The sequence below is a fragment of the Micromonospora sp. NPDC053740 genome (assembly GCF_040677775.1).
GTDB lineage: Bacteria > Actinomycetota > Actinomycetes > Mycobacteriales > Micromonosporaceae > Micromonospora > Micromonospora alfalfae.
The window spans coordinates 17,733-32,420 of record NZ_JBFASO010000016.1 but is presented as its reverse complement, the minus strand read 5'-3'; the positions used below and the strand labels follow the sequence as shown (position 1 = coordinate 32,420).

16 protein-coding genes are annotated in these 14,688 nt (G+C 71.6%); 14 read left to right on the top strand and 2 right to left on the bottom strand.

The genetic code is table 11. The features are described 5' to 3' along the window. Positions 1 to 84: 84 nt before the first annotated feature. The 3 genes from AB0K35_RS32250 to AB0K35_RS32240 all read left to right on the top strand — a co-directional run bounded on the left by AB0K35_RS32250 (position 85) and on the right by AB0K35_RS32240 (position 3,559). On the top strand, positions 85 to 837 hold the full coding sequence (locus AB0K35_RS32250) for a hypothetical protein (protein WP_238666684.1): 753 nt from the start codon (positions 85 to 87) through the stop codon (positions 835 to 837). A gap of 2 nt (positions 838 to 839) precedes the next feature. Next, a complete protein-coding gene (locus tag AB0K35_RS32245; protein ID WP_363890254.1) occupies positions 840 to 1,832 on the top strand; it encodes a nucleoside triphosphate pyrophosphohydrolase in 993 nt (330 codons plus the stop codon). 107 nt (positions 1,833 to 1,939) lie between these two features. After that, complete coding sequence (locus tag AB0K35_RS32240) at positions 1,940 to 3,559, top strand: DUF885 domain-containing protein (protein ID WP_363890251.1); 1,620 nt, start codon at positions 1,940 to 1,942, stop codon at positions 3,557 to 3,559. A gap of 120 nt (positions 3,560 to 3,679) precedes the next feature. On the opposite strand, the gene AB0K35_RS32235 is transcribed toward AB0K35_RS32240, so the two are convergent. Continuing rightward, a complete protein-coding gene (locus AB0K35_RS32235) occupies positions 3,680 to 4,375 on the bottom strand; it encodes a hypothetical protein (RefSeq protein WP_363890248.1) in 696 nt (231 codons plus the stop codon). Positions 4,376 to 4,588: 213 nt separating this feature from the next. Here AB0K35_RS32235 and eno point away from each other — a divergent pair, with 213 nt between their 5' ends. Genes eno through AB0K35_RS32215 form a run of 4 tightly spaced genes read left to right on the top strand, consistent with a single transcriptional unit; the run spans position 4,589 to position 7,652 of the window. Further along, positions 4,589 to 5,872, top strand: a complete 1,284-nt coding sequence (gene eno / locus AB0K35_RS32230) for a phosphopyruvate hydratase (RefSeq protein ID WP_238666680.1) — start codon at positions 4,589 to 4,591, stop codon at positions 5,870 to 5,872. Between the two features lie 31 nt (positions 5,873 to 5,903). Beyond that, positions 5,904 to 6,542 (top strand): septum formation initiator family protein, encoded by a 639-nt coding sequence (locus tag AB0K35_RS32225; RefSeq protein WP_238666679.1) that lies wholly within the window; start codon positions 5,904 to 5,906, stop codon positions 6,540 to 6,542. A gap of 34 nt (positions 6,543 to 6,576) precedes the next feature. Next, a complete protein-coding gene (locus AB0K35_RS32220) occupies positions 6,577 to 7,134 on the top strand; it encodes a DUF501 domain-containing protein (RefSeq protein WP_363890246.1) in 558 nt (185 codons plus the stop codon). Next, a complete protein-coding gene (locus AB0K35_RS32215) occupies positions 7,131 to 7,652 on the top strand; it encodes an amino-acid N-acetyltransferase (RefSeq protein WP_363890244.1) in 522 nt (173 codons plus the stop codon). Before AB0K35_RS32220 ends, AB0K35_RS32215 begins: the two co-directional genes overlap by 4 nt. A gap of 1 nt (position 7,653) precedes the next feature. On the opposite strand, the gene AB0K35_RS32210 is transcribed toward AB0K35_RS32215, so the two are convergent. Continuing rightward, positions 7,654 to 8,397 carry a polyhydroxybutyrate depolymerase gene (locus AB0K35_RS32210; protein WP_363890242.1) on the bottom strand — a complete coding sequence of 248 codons (744 nt, stop codon included), beginning with the start codon at positions 8,395 to 8,397 and terminating at the stop codon, positions 7,654 to 7,656. A 244-nt stretch (positions 8,398 to 8,641) separates the two neighbouring features. Here AB0K35_RS32210 and AB0K35_RS32205 point away from each other — a divergent pair, with 244 nt between their 5' ends. The 7 genes from AB0K35_RS32205 to AB0K35_RS32175 all read left to right on the top strand — a co-directional run bounded on the left by AB0K35_RS32205 (position 8,642) and on the right by AB0K35_RS32175 (position 14,676). After that, positions 8,642 to 9,682, top strand: coding sequence for a helix-turn-helix domain-containing protein (locus AB0K35_RS32205; RefSeq protein WP_363890240.1), 1,041 nt, complete (start codon positions 8,642 to 8,644; stop codon positions 9,680 to 9,682). 22 nt (positions 9,683 to 9,704) lie between these two features. Further along, positions 9,705 to 10,634, top strand: coding sequence for a Ppx/GppA phosphatase family protein (locus tag AB0K35_RS32200; protein ID WP_238666758.1), 930 nt, complete (start codon positions 9,705 to 9,707; stop codon positions 10,632 to 10,634). A 218-nt stretch (positions 10,635 to 10,852) separates the two neighbouring features. After that, positions 10,853 to 11,185 (top strand): PadR family transcriptional regulator, encoded by a 333-nt coding sequence (locus AB0K35_RS32195; RefSeq protein ID WP_074316865.1) that lies wholly within the window; start codon positions 10,853 to 10,855, stop codon positions 11,183 to 11,185. Continuing rightward, on the top strand, positions 11,182 to 12,231 hold the full coding sequence (locus AB0K35_RS32190) for a hypothetical protein (protein ID WP_363890239.1): 1,050 nt from the start codon (positions 11,182 to 11,184) through the stop codon (positions 12,229 to 12,231). The genes AB0K35_RS32195 and AB0K35_RS32190 overlap by 4 nt, the downstream gene beginning before the upstream one ends. 130 nt (positions 12,232 to 12,361) lie before the next feature. Beyond that, on the top strand, positions 12,362 to 13,057 hold the full coding sequence (locus tag AB0K35_RS32185) for a hypothetical protein (RefSeq protein ID WP_363890237.1): 696 nt from the start codon (positions 12,362 to 12,364) through the stop codon (positions 13,055 to 13,057). A gap of 199 nt (positions 13,058 to 13,256) precedes the next feature. Continuing rightward, a complete protein-coding gene (locus AB0K35_RS32180; protein WP_112671006.1) occupies positions 13,257 to 13,943 on the top strand; it encodes a dienelactone hydrolase family protein in 687 nt (228 codons plus the stop codon). A gap of 19 nt (positions 13,944 to 13,962) precedes the next feature. After that, the gene (locus tag AB0K35_RS32175; RefSeq protein ID WP_308193386.1) at positions 13,963 to 14,676 is read left to right on the top strand and encodes a uracil-DNA glycosylase; all 714 of its coding nucleotides are present in this window, start codon (positions 13,963 to 13,965) and stop codon (positions 14,674 to 14,676) included. Positions 14,677 to 14,688 lie beyond the last annotated feature (12 nt).

Genomic DNA, 14,688 nt, shown 5'->3' with positions numbered 1-14,688 from the left:
CGCGTCGACGCCGTCCCTGGTACGGGTATGCCCGAAGGTGGGGGGTGTCACAACCCCGGGTGACGGCGTGAGAGAGTGACGGCTATGCGTGCTCGCCGTCTTGCCGCCGTCGCCACTGTGGCGCTCGGCCTCGTCGCCCTCTCCGGTTGCCGTGCTGAGCCTGGTATCGCCGCTTACGTCGGTGACCAGCGCATCACCGACGTTCAGGTCACCACCGCGATGCAGGACCTGCGGACGAAGAACCCGGGCCCGGAGTCATCCGCCAGTGGGCAGCCCGCGGCGCCGCAACCGACAGTGCCCAAGGTGGCCGACGTGGTGCGGACCATGGTGCTGACGAAGGTGTGCGAGAAGCTCTCCGCCGAGAAGAACTACCAGCCGCGCGGCCAGGTGGCGGCCGACCAGGCCGCCCAGCAGCTCGGTCTCGACCCGGAGACCGGGCACGTGCGGGAGGTGGCGAAGCTCTTCACCTGCCTGTCCGGGTTGCCGGCCGAGCCGGTCGAGCCGAGCAAGGAGGAGATCGCCGACGTGATCGCCGCCGGGCGTGCGGCCGGCAAGATCCCCGCTGAGGTGACCGATGCGGAGGCCGCCCAGCAGCTCGACGGCGAGCAGCTACGCGGCGCGCTGGCGACCAAGAGGATCCTGGCCGAGGCGGTCGGTCGTTACGACGTCACGGTCAGCCCTCGATACCGTCCGCTTGAGTTCCCGCTGCTCAGCTTCGCCGGTGACGCACCCGCGGTGAGCGTGCCATTGGGTGAGCCGGGCTCCGACGCGGTCACCGACATCTCCACCCCGGAGGGGCCGACCGGGACGCCGGAGGCCGAGGGCACGGCCAGCTGAGCATGACCGTACGGATCGTCCTCCTGGTCACCTCACCCCGGTTGCCCGCCGGCCTGTTGACGGCCGCCGCCTGGGACGTCGTACGCCAGCACCCGGTGTTGACCGGCGCGGACAGCGAGTTGACCACGGCCGTGCGCCAGGCGGGCGCCGAGGTTACAGTGGTGGACGGCCCGGCGACGCAGCCGTTGCTGGACGCGGTGGCGACGCACGGCACTGTGGTGTGGCTGGCCGGTCCGGCGGGTGACGAGACGCTGGCCCGGGAGTTGGGTCTGCGGTTGGCCCGGCAGCCGGGGTTGGCCGAGATGGAGTTGATGTACGGCTCCTGGGATCCGCCGGGTGCCAGGCTGCTCGACGCCGTGGCCGTGCTGGATCGACTGGCCTCTCCAGGTGGCGACCCGTGGAAGCGGGCGCAGACGCACCGCAGCCTCGCCGGTTATCTGCTGGAGGAGAGCTACGAGGCGTACGACGCGATCTGCGCCGACGACACCGACGCGCTGCGCGAGGAGTTGGGCGACGTGTTGTTGCAGGTGGTGCTGCACGCGCGGCTCGCCGAGGAGTTGCCCGAGGACGAGCGGTGGACGATCGACGACGTGGCCGGTGGTCTGGTCGACAAGATGATCAGGCGCAATCCGCACGTCTTCGCCGGTGCTGAGGCGGGCACCCTGGAGGAGATCACCGAGAACTGGGAGCGGATCAAGCGCGCGGAGAAGGCACGGCACTCGGCGTTGGACGGCGTTGCCCTGAGTCAGCCCGCGCTGGCCCTGGCAACGCAGATCCTGGACCGGGCCGCCCGCACTGGCGTCAACGTCCCACTCCCGTCGGCCGACGACCAGACCGACGCCGAGGCAAGGCTGGGCGCCGATCTCCTGGCAAGGGTGGCCGCCGCCCGCGAGGCGGGCACAGACCCAGAAGCGGCTCTCCGCCGCACCACCCTCGCCCACGCCGAAACCATCCGCCAAGCCGAACCCCCACCCCCACCCGCCAGCCCACGGTGATCATGAAGTTATTGCTCCGACACGCCGAGGCGGATGGCAACAACTTCATGATCGACGGGGTGGGTGAAACCGGCGGCGGAGCGTGCGGCGGTCGGTAGGGTGGGGCGGTGGAAGCGTTTGGGGTGCTGGCTGAGCGGGTTGTCGAGGCTTTACTGGAGTCGCGGCCGGGGGTTGCCACCGCCGCCGGCGACCACCGCTTCGACGACCGCCTGCCGGACCTGTCCGCCGACGGGTTGACCGCCGATCGGGCGATGCTCTCCGACGCGGCCAACGCACTGTCCGAACTGGACCCTGACTCGCTCGACGTCGACGAGCAGGTCGACCACGCGCTGCTCACCTCATTCGTGGACCGGGAGCTGTTCGAGCTGACCGAGATCCGGTCGCACGAGTGGGATCCGCTGCGGCACAACCCCGGCCCGCTGCTGCACCCGCTGCTGGCCCGCCCGTACGCCCCCGCGGACGTGCGGCTGACCCAACTGGCCGGGCGGCTCGCCGCCGTACCGGACGCCCTCGCCACCGCCCGCGCGACGCTGCGTGACATGCCGCGCATCCACGCGGAGACGGCGGTCGGGCAGTTCACCGGCACTGCCGCGCTGATCCGCGACGAGCTGCCGGCGTTGCTCGCCCAGGCGCCGGGCCACCTGGGCCGGGTCGAACCGGCGGCCACCGCCGCGATCGCCGCGCTGGACGAGTTCGTCGCCTGGCTGCGCGTCGGCCTGGCCGCCGACGCCGGCCCCGGCCGTGACCCGCGACTGGGCCGGCGCCGCTGGGAGGCCCGGCTCTGGCACACCCTCGACACCGAGTTGGGCGCCGCCGAGATCCAGCGTCGCGCCTGGGCCAACCTGGACCGGGTCACCGCGGAGATCCGCGAGGCGGCCGTCGAGCTGGTCGGCGGCCCGGCCGACGACACGTCAGTACGTCGGGCGTTGGACCTGCTCGCCGCCGAGCACCCGAACGACGCGACGATCGTCGAGCTGGCCGGTGTGACACTGGACGAGGCGACCGACTTCGTCCGCGCACACGACCTGGTCACCCTTGTCGACGACCGGTGTGTGATCCAGGAGATGCCGGAGTTCGCCCGGGGGGTCGCTGTGGCGTACTGCGACGCGCCCGGCCCGCTGGAGACCGCCGCCGTGCCGACCTTCTACTGCATCGCGCCCACCCCCTCGGACTGGCCGGCGCAGCGGGTGGAGTCGTTCTACCGCGAATACAACGACCACATGATCCGCAACCTCACCGTGCACGAGGCGATGCCCGGGCACTTCCTCCAGCTCGCCCACGCCCGCCGCTACGTGGGTGGTACACGGGTCCGCGCGCTGGCCGAGTCCGGCCCGTTCATCGAGGGCTGGGCGGTCTACGCGGAGGAGGTGATGACGGGCCTCGGCTTCGGCGGTCTGCCGGTGCGGTTGCAGCAGCTCAAGATGCAACTACGGATGACAATCAACGCGCTGCTCGACCAGTTGGTGCACGCCGAGGACCTGCCCGAGGCCGAGGCGATGGCGTTGATGACCGGGCGCGGCTTCCAGGAGGAGGGCGAGGCGGCCGGCAAGTGGCGGCGCGCCCAGCTCACCTCCACCCAGCTCTCCACCTACTTCGTCGGGTACAGCGAGGTCGCCGACATCGCCGCCGCCCGCCCGGACGGGGTGTCGGTCCGCGACTGGCACGACGCGATGCTCGCCCACGACTGCCCGCCCCCGCGCCACCTGCGCACCCTGCTCGGTCTCTGAGAACGCCGCGCCGCGCGGGTCTCACCGCCGCCCGGCGGTCACCGTCGCGCCGATGAGCCAGCGCGAGATGGAGTACGCGGGCGGCAGTTGCGCCTGTTGGGCGCTCTGCCTGAATGTCGGTCACGAGCCGCCGGGGCGGCGGTCGACGACGTCGGCCCCGGCGGGCGGGTCGAACGCGCCCTCGTCGACTGTCGCGGAGTAGTTGCTCAGTGCCAGATCCATCGGCTTCCCGTCGACCGGCCCGGTGAAGCTGCCGAGCACGCCCTCGGTGGTCACGCAGGCGGTGAAGTCGCCGGACGACGAGCTCTGCACAGCGACGCAGGCGGCGTGGTGCCCGGCGACTGTGGTGTCGCTCTGCCTGATGACTGCCTGTGGGTCGAGCGCGGCGGCGGTGAGCAGCCCGACCACCACCGGCGGGGTGACGAGGCCCTGCTGGTTGGCCTCGCCGAACAGCGTCACTGTGGGCTTGCTGCCCGGGGTGGGCGGGGTGATCAGCGTGCACTGCGGGCGGGCGGCGGTCGTCGCGCACCGGGTGATGGCCTCCGGGGTGACGGTGAGTTGCCCGCCCGGATAGGTGTACGTGGATCGCGCCGGGTCCTGCGCCTGCACGATCGCGGCGCGCTGGCCGCCGGGCAACTGGTAGTCGGCCGAGTAGGTCAACTCCAGGGCCCGATCGAGCCGGGCGGCGAGGTCGTTGACGAGATCCGAGCGGCCCATGGCGACTCCGGCGTCCTCGAATGTCTGACAGCCGGTGACCGTGAGCGACGCGATGACCGACACGGCGAGCATGCGGAGGGTGGTCGAGGCGGCGGGCATGGCGACCAGCCTGGTGGATCTGGTCCGCGCAGCGCAAACCCGTTGCCGGTTGACGCCCGGAAATCCGGGAATGTCCGTCAACGCGGGGTGACCCGGGTGCGCGGGCGACGCCGTGCCCGTTCGCGCCGCCCGATACGCTGCGTTCAACACCTGCCTCAGCCGCACCGTCGCGGCCCACCCACGGACCGGATCACAACAACGAGGAGCGACTTAGTGGCAACCATCGAGGGAATCGTCGCCCGGGAGATTCTCGACTCGCGGGGCAACCCGACGGTCGAGGTCGAGGTCGGTCTGGACGACGGCACGGTAGCCCGCGCCGCCGTGCCGTCCGGTGCCTCCACCGGCGCCTTCGAGGCGATCGAGCTGCGCGACGGTGACGCCGACCGCTACCAGGGCAAGGGCGTGGAGAAGGCGGTCTCCAACGTCGAAGACAAGATCGTCGACCAGATCATCGGGTACGAGGCCAGCGAGCAGCGGCTGATCGACCAGAAGATGCTCGACATCGACGGCACGGAGAGCAAGTCGGAGCTGGGCGCGAACGCCATCCTCGGGGTCTCCCTGGCGGTGGCGAAGGCCGCTGCCGGCAGCGCCGAGCTGAGCCTCTTCCGCTACCTGGGCGGCCCGAACGCGCACCTCCTGCCCGTGCCGATGATGAACATCCTCAACGGTGGCGCGCACGCCGACTCGAACGTCGACATCCAGGAATTCATGATCGCGCCGATCGGCGCGCCCACCTTCCGTGAGGCGCTGCGCTCGGGCGCGGAGGTCTACCACGCGCTGAAGTCGGTGCTGAAGAAGAAGGGCCTCTCCACCGGGCTCGGCGACGAGGGTGGCTTCGCGCCGAACCTGCCGACGAACGCGGCGGCCCTGGACCTGATCGCCGAGGCGGTCGAGAAGGCCGGTTACCGGCTCGGCACCGACATCGTGTTCGCGCTCGACGTGGCGGCCACCGAGTTCTTCGACAACGGCGCCTACACGTTCGAGGGTGCCGCGAAGTCCGCCGAGGAGATGAGCACCTACTACACGAAGCTGGCCGACGAGTACCCGATCGTCTCGATCGAGGACCCGCTGGCCGAGGACGACTGGAGCGGCTGGCAGACGCTGACCGCCTCGATCGGCGACCGGGTGCAGATCGTCGGTGACGACCTGTTCGTGACCAACCCGCAGCGCATCGCCCGCGGCATCGCGGAGAAGGCGGCGAACGCGGTCCTCGTCAAGGTCAACCAGATCGGCTCGCTGACCGAGACCCTGGACGCGGTGGACCTGGCCCACCGGGCCGGCTTCAAGTGCATGATGAGCCACCGTTCCGGCGAGACCGAGGACACCACGATCGCCGACCTGGCGGTGGCCACCGGCTGCGGCCAGATCAAGACCGGCGCCCCGGCCCGCTCGGACCGTGTCGCCAAGTACAACCAGCTGCTCCGGATCGAGGAGGAGCTGGCCGACGCGGCGCGCTACGCCGGCGCTGGCGCGTTCCCGCGCTACCGTTCGGCCTGAGCCACGAAAGCCTCGGGGGAGGGGTGTGACGATGCAGCAGCGCCGCACACCGGGTGGTCAGCGTCCCGCCCGCCGGTCGGGTCAGTCCGGTCGGCCGGGCGGTGGGCGCGCCACGCGGGGGTCGGTCCGGGAGGCCGGCGTACGCGCCGAGCCGCGTGCCGCCGGTCGCGCGCCGGGTGCTACCCGTGGCGCCGAAGGCGTTCGCTCCGCGAATCGTCCGGCCGCCGCGCGGCGTACCGCTGCCGCTGGTGCGGTGAAGCGGCTCGCCGCACCCCACCCCCGTCGCTTCACCGGCCGGGCCACAGTGCTGTTCGCTGTCCTGATCGCGCTCGCTCTGGCCTACACCTATCCGGTCCGGGTCTACCTGGACCAGCAGGCCGACATCGAGCGGATGGAGGCGGCCCAGGCGGTGCAGGAGCGGGAGATCGCCAAGCTCGCCGCCGAGGCCGCCAACTGGAAGGACCCCGAGTACATCAAGACGCAGGCTCGGGAACGGTTCTTCATGGGCCGGCCCGGCGAGAAGATGATGGTGGTGCTGCACGACCCGGAGGGCGCCGCCCGGGACGCCGGGAAGTCGGCCGGTTCGGCCCCGCCAGCCGGGCCGGTGACCTGGTACGACACGCTCTGGTCCAGCGTGCGGGCGGCGGACAGCCAGCAGCCGGGCCAGTGATCCACCGACCAGCACACCAGGAGAGATGGGCACCGTGACTGTCGTACCACCGTCGGAGCCGGCGGCGGATTCCGTTCCCCTGCCGCAGCGCGAACCGGCCACCGAGGCCGACCTGGCCGCTGTGGCAGCGCAGCTCGGCCGGACGCCCCGGGGCACCCGCGCGGTGGCCCACCGGTGCCCGTGTGGCCTTCCCGACGTGGTGGAGACGACCCCCCGCCTCGCCGACGGCACCCCGTTCCCGACGCTCTACTACCTGACCTGCCCCCGGGCCACCGCCGCGTGCAGCCGACTGGAGTCGGCGGGGCTGATGAAGGAGATGGCGGACCGGCTGGCGACGGATCCGGAGTTGGCCGCCCACTACCGTGCCGCGCACGAGGACTACCTCACCCGCCGGGAGGCGATCGGCGAGGTGCCGGAGATCGCCGGCATCTCGGCCGGTGGGATGCCGGGCCGGGTGAAGTGCCTGCACGTGCACCTGGGCCACGCGTTGGGCGCAGGCCCCGGGGTGAACCCGCTCGGCGACGAGACGTTGGGCCTGGTCGAGCCCTGGTGGTCCGCCGGGCCCTGCGTGGATGTGCCGACGGGCGAATGACAACGCAGGCCGACAGCCAGATCCTCGTCCGGCGGGCCCGCACCGGCGATGTGCGGGGCATCCGGCGACTGGTCGACACCTACACCGACGACCGGCGGCTGCTGAGCAAGGCCACCGTCACCCTCTTCGAGGACGTGCAGGAGTTCCGGGTCGCGGTCCGGGCCGAGGACGACGTCGTGGTGGGCTGCGGTGCGCTGCACGTCATGTGGGAGGACCTGGCCGAGATCCGCACTGTGGCGGTGGACCCGTCCTGCCGGGGCCGGCGCATCGGTCACCGGCTGGTCGCTGAGCTGATCGACGCGGCCCGGGAGTTGGGCGTGGCGCGGATCTTCGTGCTCACCTTCGAGACCCGGTTCTTCGGCTCGTTCGGTTTCCGGGAGATCGACGGCGCTCCGGTGCCGCAGCCGGTCTACGAGCAGCTGCTGCGCTCGTACGACGAGGGTGTCGCGGAATTCCTGGACCTGGAGCGGGTCAAGCCGAACACGCTGGGCAACACCCGGATGCTGCTGCGCCTCTAGGTCAGGCCCTGCGGGGGTGGGCGGCGAAGAACTCCCACATCAGGTCGGTGGCGGACAGCCCTGCGGAGGACGCGGCGAGTTGGCCCGACGTCGCCCCCGGCCAACTGTGACCCATGTCGGCGATCGTGTAGACGCTGACCTCGCTGCCGTCCGCGCAGCCCGCCACCGTGTGCGTCACGCCCGGCACCCCGGACGCCTTCGGGCTCGGCCGGCAGCCGAGCCGCTGCTGCCAGGTCCGCATGCCGGCCTGGAAGGTCGAGGCGTAGCGGTCCTGGCCGCCGATGAAGGTGATCACGGAGACCGGGCTCTTCGGCACGTAACTGTCGGCGGTGGTCAGGTTTCCGCTGTAACCACCGCTGACCACCCCGATCGCGGCGTACCTGCCGGTGCTCTCCACCGCCGCCCGGAAGCTCATGTCGCCGCCGTTCGAGATGCCGGTGAGGAACACCCTGTTCGGGTCCGCGTGCCAGGTCTGCACCAGATGATCGGTGAGGGCGTTGAGGAAGCCGACGTCGTCCTCGCTGCCGCAGCAGATCAGCGCGTTGAAGCCGCCTCCCTGCCCGTCGGGGTAGGCGACCAGCACGTTGTCAGTGTCGGCTCTGGCCTCCAGGCCCGCCAACTCCCGCACCGAGGATCCGAGGCCGGGATAGAAGTGCAGCGCGACGACCAGCGCGGAGGCTCTGCCCGGGTCGTACCCCGGTGGGGCGTGCAGCAGGTAGGTGCGGTCGCGTCCGTTGTGGCGCACCGTGAGTTGGTGGTCACCGGCCGCCGGCCGTTCGCTCGACGCGGACGGTGAGGCTGGCGAGGCCGACGAGGGCTGCCCCCGCTCACCACAAGCTGCGGCAACGACCAGGAGACAGAGCCCCGTCAACACCGCCACTGTTCGCCGCACGCCGGCCACCCCCCGTCGACCTCGCGGTCCACACTGGAGAGCGTTCGGCAGCGAATCAACCCTTTCGGTCCTGGGCGAAGGCAGGCAGGCTGTTGCCATGCTTCGCCTCCAGCTCGGGTCCGCCGACCTGTGCCGGGTGCGGTTCGCCGATCGGCTGCATCCGGTCGGGATCGCGCTGCTGGCTGGTCAGTGGCTGCGCGATCCGACTGTCGCGGCGATGGCACCGACCCTGGCGAGGCGGGCGGCGGCGGCCGAGGGCACTGCTGCCGCCCAGACTGCCACGGCGATTCTGCGGCATCTGCTGCCCGACCGGGGACGTCTGCCCGACTTCGTCACCCCCTTCGACGGCCTGGAGTCGGTGGAGGCCGGGCTGGACGCGATCCGGGCCACCCCGGCGCGGCGGGTCCGCGCCGAGGTCACCCTGGCGTACGCGGACACGTCGGCCAGCCCGCTGCGGCGACGGTTCGCGGCGGCCGACCCGGAGGTGCTGGACCTGTTCGGCGGGGCCGTGCGGACCTGGTGCGACGCGGTGCTCGAACCGCACTGGGCCGAGCTGGTGTCCGCGTACCGTCAGCAGGTGACGGCTGCCAGCCAGCGGCTGGCGCAGCACGGCCTGGCCAGTCTCTTCGCCGGCCTGCACCCGGGGATCCGGTGGCGGGAGCCGGTGCTGGAGGTGCGGACGTGGTGGGACGGCGATCTCCCAGGCACCGGCCACGGGATCATCCTGCTGCCCTCCCCGTTGGCCGGGCCGCGGCCCCGGGTGCTTGTCGAGCAGGGTTACCCGATCCTGCTCGTCTACCCGGTGGTCATGCCCGCGCGCGGGGCTCCCGCCGACGACGATGCCCTCGGTCGGTTGCTCGGCGTCACCCGGGCGCTGGTACTGCGCCGACTGGCTGCCGACGGCGGGTTGACCACCACGGTGTTGTCCCGGGCGGTCGGGATCAGTCTCTCCTCGGCCTCGGAGCACGCCCGCGCGCTGCGCATGGCCGGTCTGGTGACCAGCGAGCGGGAGGGCGGGGCCGTCCGACATCACCTGACCGCGCTCGGGGTGGGGTTGTTGCGGGGCCCGTCGGGCGACCTGGGCGAGTCGTGGCCCACCGCCGACCAAGCCGCCGGACGGCTGCCTGGCCTGCCGTAAGGTTGCTGCCGTGACGACGCGTGTGGCGGCCATCGACTGCGGGACCAACTCGATCCGACTGCTGGTCGCCGACCTGCCCGACGCCTCGGCCGGGCCGCAGGCACCGCTGGTCGACCTGACCCGGCGGATGGAGATCGTCCGGTTGGGGCAGGGCGTGGACCGCACCGGCCGACTGGCGCCGGAGGCGATCGAACGGACCCGGGTGGCGTTGGCGTCGTACGCCGCCGACATTGAGAAGCTCGGCGCGCAGCGGGTGCGGATGTGTGCCACCTCGGCCTCCCGCGATGCCGCCAACGCCGCCGATTTCACCGAGATGGTGCAGGCCACCCTCGGTGTCGCGCCTGAGGTGGTCAGCGGCGACGAGGAGGCCCGGCTGTCGTTCACCGGCGCGGTGCGCGGGCTGCCCGCCGACGCGAAGGAGCCGTTCCTGGTCGTCGACATCGGTGGTGGTTCCACCGAGTTCGTGGTCGGTGACCGGGCCGCCGGTGTGCGGTCGGCGATCTCGGTGGACATCGGCTGCGTCCGGATGACCGAGCGGCACCTGCCCGGTGACCCGCCGACGTCCGAGCAGGTCGCGGCGGCGCAGGCCGACATCGCCGCGGTGGTGGACCGGGCGCTCGCAGTGGTGCCCGGTCGCGAGGCGGCCACCCTGGTCGGCCTCGCCGGGTCGGTCACCACAGTGGTCGCGCTCGCGCGGGGCCTGCGGGAGTACGACCCGGAGCGCATCCACCACGCCCGGGTGTCGTACGAGGAGGTCGCCCGGGTGACAGCGGAGCTGCTGGGTCAAACCCGTGCGCAGCGGTTGGCGAACCCGGTGATGCACCCGGGTCGCGCCGACGTGATCGGCGCTGGTGCGCTGGTGCTTCGCGTGATCATGGAGCGGGCCGGGATGCCGTCGGTGGTCGCCTCGGAGCACGACATCCTCGACGGCATCGCCTGGAGCCTCCAGTAAGCCACCGCGCGCCAGCGATCTTGATCAACTCGCTTTCATTGAAACCGCGTTGTCTGGTCGCCTCGGAAGCCCCGACTTCCTGAAAACCGAGTCGATCTCCGCCCAGCGCACCCCCGGAGCGGCCCAGCGCACCTCCGGGCGGGCCGCGCGCCAGCCGGCTTGGCGTGTCGGGGCGGATTCGTTGACGCTACTTCGTATTACGCAGTAGTGTGCAATGCGTGGACACCACACAGTTGTTGAAGGGCGTGCTTGATCTGGCCGTCCTGGCCGTTCTCCGAGAGGAGGACGGTTACGGTTACGACATCCTGCGCCGGCTGCGCGAGGCCGGCCTGGAAGAGGTCGGTGACGCCTCGGTCTACGGGACGTTGCGCCGCCTCTTCGCCGCCGGCCTGCTCACCACCTACGTCGTGCCGAGCGAATCCGGGCCGCACCGCAAGTACTACTCACTCAACGCCGCGGGGCGTGACCAGTTGACCCGCTCCGGCAAGCTCTGGCGCTCGTTCGCCACCACAATGGACAGTCTGCTCGACGATCGGGGGATGGCGGCATGACCGTCGCGGAGCAGGAGATCACCGACTATGTGGCGCGGGTCCGGGCCGCTCTGGCCGACCTGCCGCCCGGGCAACGCGACGAGTTGACCGAGGATCTCGCCGACCACCTCACCGAGGTCGCCGCCGAGGCCGAGGGCACCCTTGTCGAGCGGTTGGGCGAGCCCGAGACGTACGCCGCCGAGCTGCGCGCCGCAGCCGGCGCCGCGCCGGGCAGCGGGCGCAACCTCGACCAGCGGGTGGCGAGCGCGATGGCCCGGGTCCGCGGCCGGCTGCGCGGCATGGATACCCGCCTCGGCCCACCACTGGGGTACGAGACGGCCAGCGACTTCCTCCGACTGTTGCGTCCGGCATGGTGGGTGCTGCGCGGCTATCTGGCGGCGATGCTGGTCACCGTGATCACCACCGGTGGCGAATTCGGGCTGCTGCCGAGGTTCGGCGGTGAGCTGCTCGCCGGTCTGATCATGCTGATCGGCTTCGTGCTCGGCTCCATCTGGATCGGTCGCCGTTCGGCCCAGCTGACCCGCTGGCCGCGCTCGGTCGTGCAGGTCGCCAGTGTGGTGCTGGTGGTCTTCGCGTTCGCCGCGCTGATCCAGGCCGAGGACCGGATGCGCTACGGCGACTACGGCTACGACCAGACCTCTGTCGACAGCCCGTACGACCGGGTCCGGGACGTCTTCGTCTACGACAGCGAGGGACGCCTGGTGGAGAACGCCCGGCTCTTCGACCAGAACGGCAACCCGATCCGGCTCGGCTACCCGGACTGCTTGGAAGGCGGCTATGTGAAACAGACGCTGCGGGCGTACCCGTACTGCCCGGAGCAGGCGCCCTTCGTGCCCCGCGCACCGGGCGCGCCCCTTCCACCCGCGCCAGCGGCCAGCACGCCAGACCCGGCCAGCACGCCGGACCCGGCCACCACCCCGGACCCGGCTAGCACGCCGGACCCGAGCGGAACATCCGGGGAGACCGGGCCGCCGCTGCCGACCGGTACGGCCACGGCCACCGGCCTGCCGCCGAGCGGAACGCCAACCCCCACCCCGACGCGCTGAACCACAGTGTGAACTGGATCATGCAGAGGAAGCTGGGAAATATCTGAACGGACGAGGCGAGCGGGACGGCACCGGAAATCAATGATCGTTACGGTGTCGTCTGCTCATCAACCCCTCGGAAGGAACCCCCGTGCCAGAGCAGGTCGCACCGCCCCCCGCGCCCGACGCCGCAACCCCTGAGCCGGCCGTCGAGACGCCGCAAGCGGCCGCGCCGCAGCAGGCCGAGCCGGAGCCGGCCGCCGACACACCGCCGACGGCCAAGCCGGAGCCGACGGCCGAGACGCCGCTGACGGCCGAGACGCCGCTGACGGCCGAGACGCCGCTGACGGCCGAGACGCCGCTGACGGCCGAGACGCCGCTGACGGCCGAGACGGAGCCGACGGCCGCGACGCCACTGACGGCCGAGACGCCGCCGGCGGCCGAGCCGACGGCGAAGAAGTCCGGTGCGAAGAAGGCCCTCGGCATCGTCGGTGCGATCCTCGCCGTCGTCGTCATCGCCGGCCTGAAGTTCGGCGTCGCCTCGGCGATCGGCAACTACTTCAACAAGGACGAGACGGCAGCCGCCAAGACCGGTGACTGCATCGCCGAGCTGCCCGAGGTCACCGGCACCGAGCAGGAGGAGGTCGACGGCGCCAAGGTCGTCGAGTGCACCTCCACCGACGCGGCGTACAGCGTGGTCGGTCGGGTGGACGGCCAGAGCGAGGCTCAGGCCAAGGCCGACACCACCTGCACCCAGTTCTTCAAGGAGGGCGAGGAGGGGTACATCTTCTCCAGCATCGAGCCGGGCAAGACGGGCTACGTGCTCTGCCTGACCAAGAAGGTCTGACCACAGCGGTAGCTCGGCATCGACGGCGGCGGGAGCAGACCCCGCCGCCGTCGGCGTACCCGGAGTCACCGGGGGGCGAACAGGAGGTGAATGCCACTGTTCCGGCGTCTTCCCGACGGCCGCGTGGCGTGGCAGGCTACCGGCACGTAGGACCACTGGGCGACCAGCCAACGATGACTGACCGCTAGGAGGACGGCCCATGGGCGAAATGGTGAGCTACCGCAGCAACGGGGGCACGAGCGAGGGGTATCTCGCGATACCCGCCAGCGGCACGGCCAGCCCCGCCGTCATCGTCATTCAGGAATGGTGGGGTCTGGTCCCGCACATCCGGTCGGTGGCGGACCGGTTCGCCGAAGCCGGCTTCGTCGCCCTCGCCCCGGACTTCTACCACGGTGAGACGACCAGCGAGCCGGACGAGGCGCAGCGGCTCCTGCTGGCGATGCGGATGGACGAGGCGGCGAAGGACATCGCCGGCGCTGCCGACTATCTCGCCGGGCGACCCGAGGTCACCGGTAAGGTCGGCGCCGTGGGCTTCTGCGCCGGTGGCAGCCTGGCCCTCTGGTCGGCCACCATCTCCGAGCGGATCGTCGCGACCGCCGGTTTCTATCCCGTGCTGCCCTGGGAGTCGATGCGCCCCGACTGGGCCGACTACGCCGGCAAGGCAGCGGTCATCCACTGCTCCGAAGAGGACGGCACCTCGGCCGATGAGGGCGTACAGACCGCCCGGCGGGCCATCGAGGAGGCCGGCGGCGACTGCCACCTCTACGACTACCCGGGCACCTCGCACGCCTTCTTCAACGACGACCGGCCGGAGGCGTTCGACCAGCGCGCCGCCGCCAGCGCCTGGGCCCGCACCCTGGAACTCTTCCGGGCCAAGCTTGGCTGAGACGCGTACCCCCGCACAGGTGGTCGCCCGCGCAGCGCGGGCGACCGACCTGGCCGACCTCGACGCGGCGGTGAGCGACTGTTTCGCCTGCCCACGGCTGGTCCAATGGCGGGAGGAGGTGGCCCGCACCCGCCGGGCCGCCTTCCGTGACCAGGAGTACTGGGGTCGGCCGGTGCCGGGCCTCGGCAGCGCTGACGCCCGGATCGCCATCCTCGGGCTGGCACCCGCCGCACACGGTGGCAACCGCACCGGCCGGATCTTCACCGGTGACCGGTCGGGTGACGTGCTGTTCGCCGCGCTGCACCGGGCCGGGCTGGCCAACCAGCCGACCAGCGTCGCCGCCGACGACGGGCTCACAGTGCGCGACCTGCGGATCTTCTCGGCCGTCCGGTGTGCGCCTCCGGACAACAAGCCGACCCCCCTGGAACGGGACACCTGCGCGCCCTGGCTGCACCGCGAGGTCACGTTGATCCGGCCGACGCTGCGGGTGGTTGTCGCGCTGGGCGCGTTCGCCTGGGCCGCGTGGTGGCCGGTGCTCCGAGCGGTGTACGGGCAGCGCCCGCCCAGCCCGCGACCGGCGTTCGGTCATGGGGCACACTGGTCCGGCACGAACGCTCCGGACGTGCTCGGCTGCTACCACGTCAGTCAGCAGAACACCTTCACCGGGCGGTTGACACCAGGGATGTTGGACGACGTCTTCGGCCAGGCCAAACAGCTGGCCGGAGTGGACTGAGACGACGCGTGG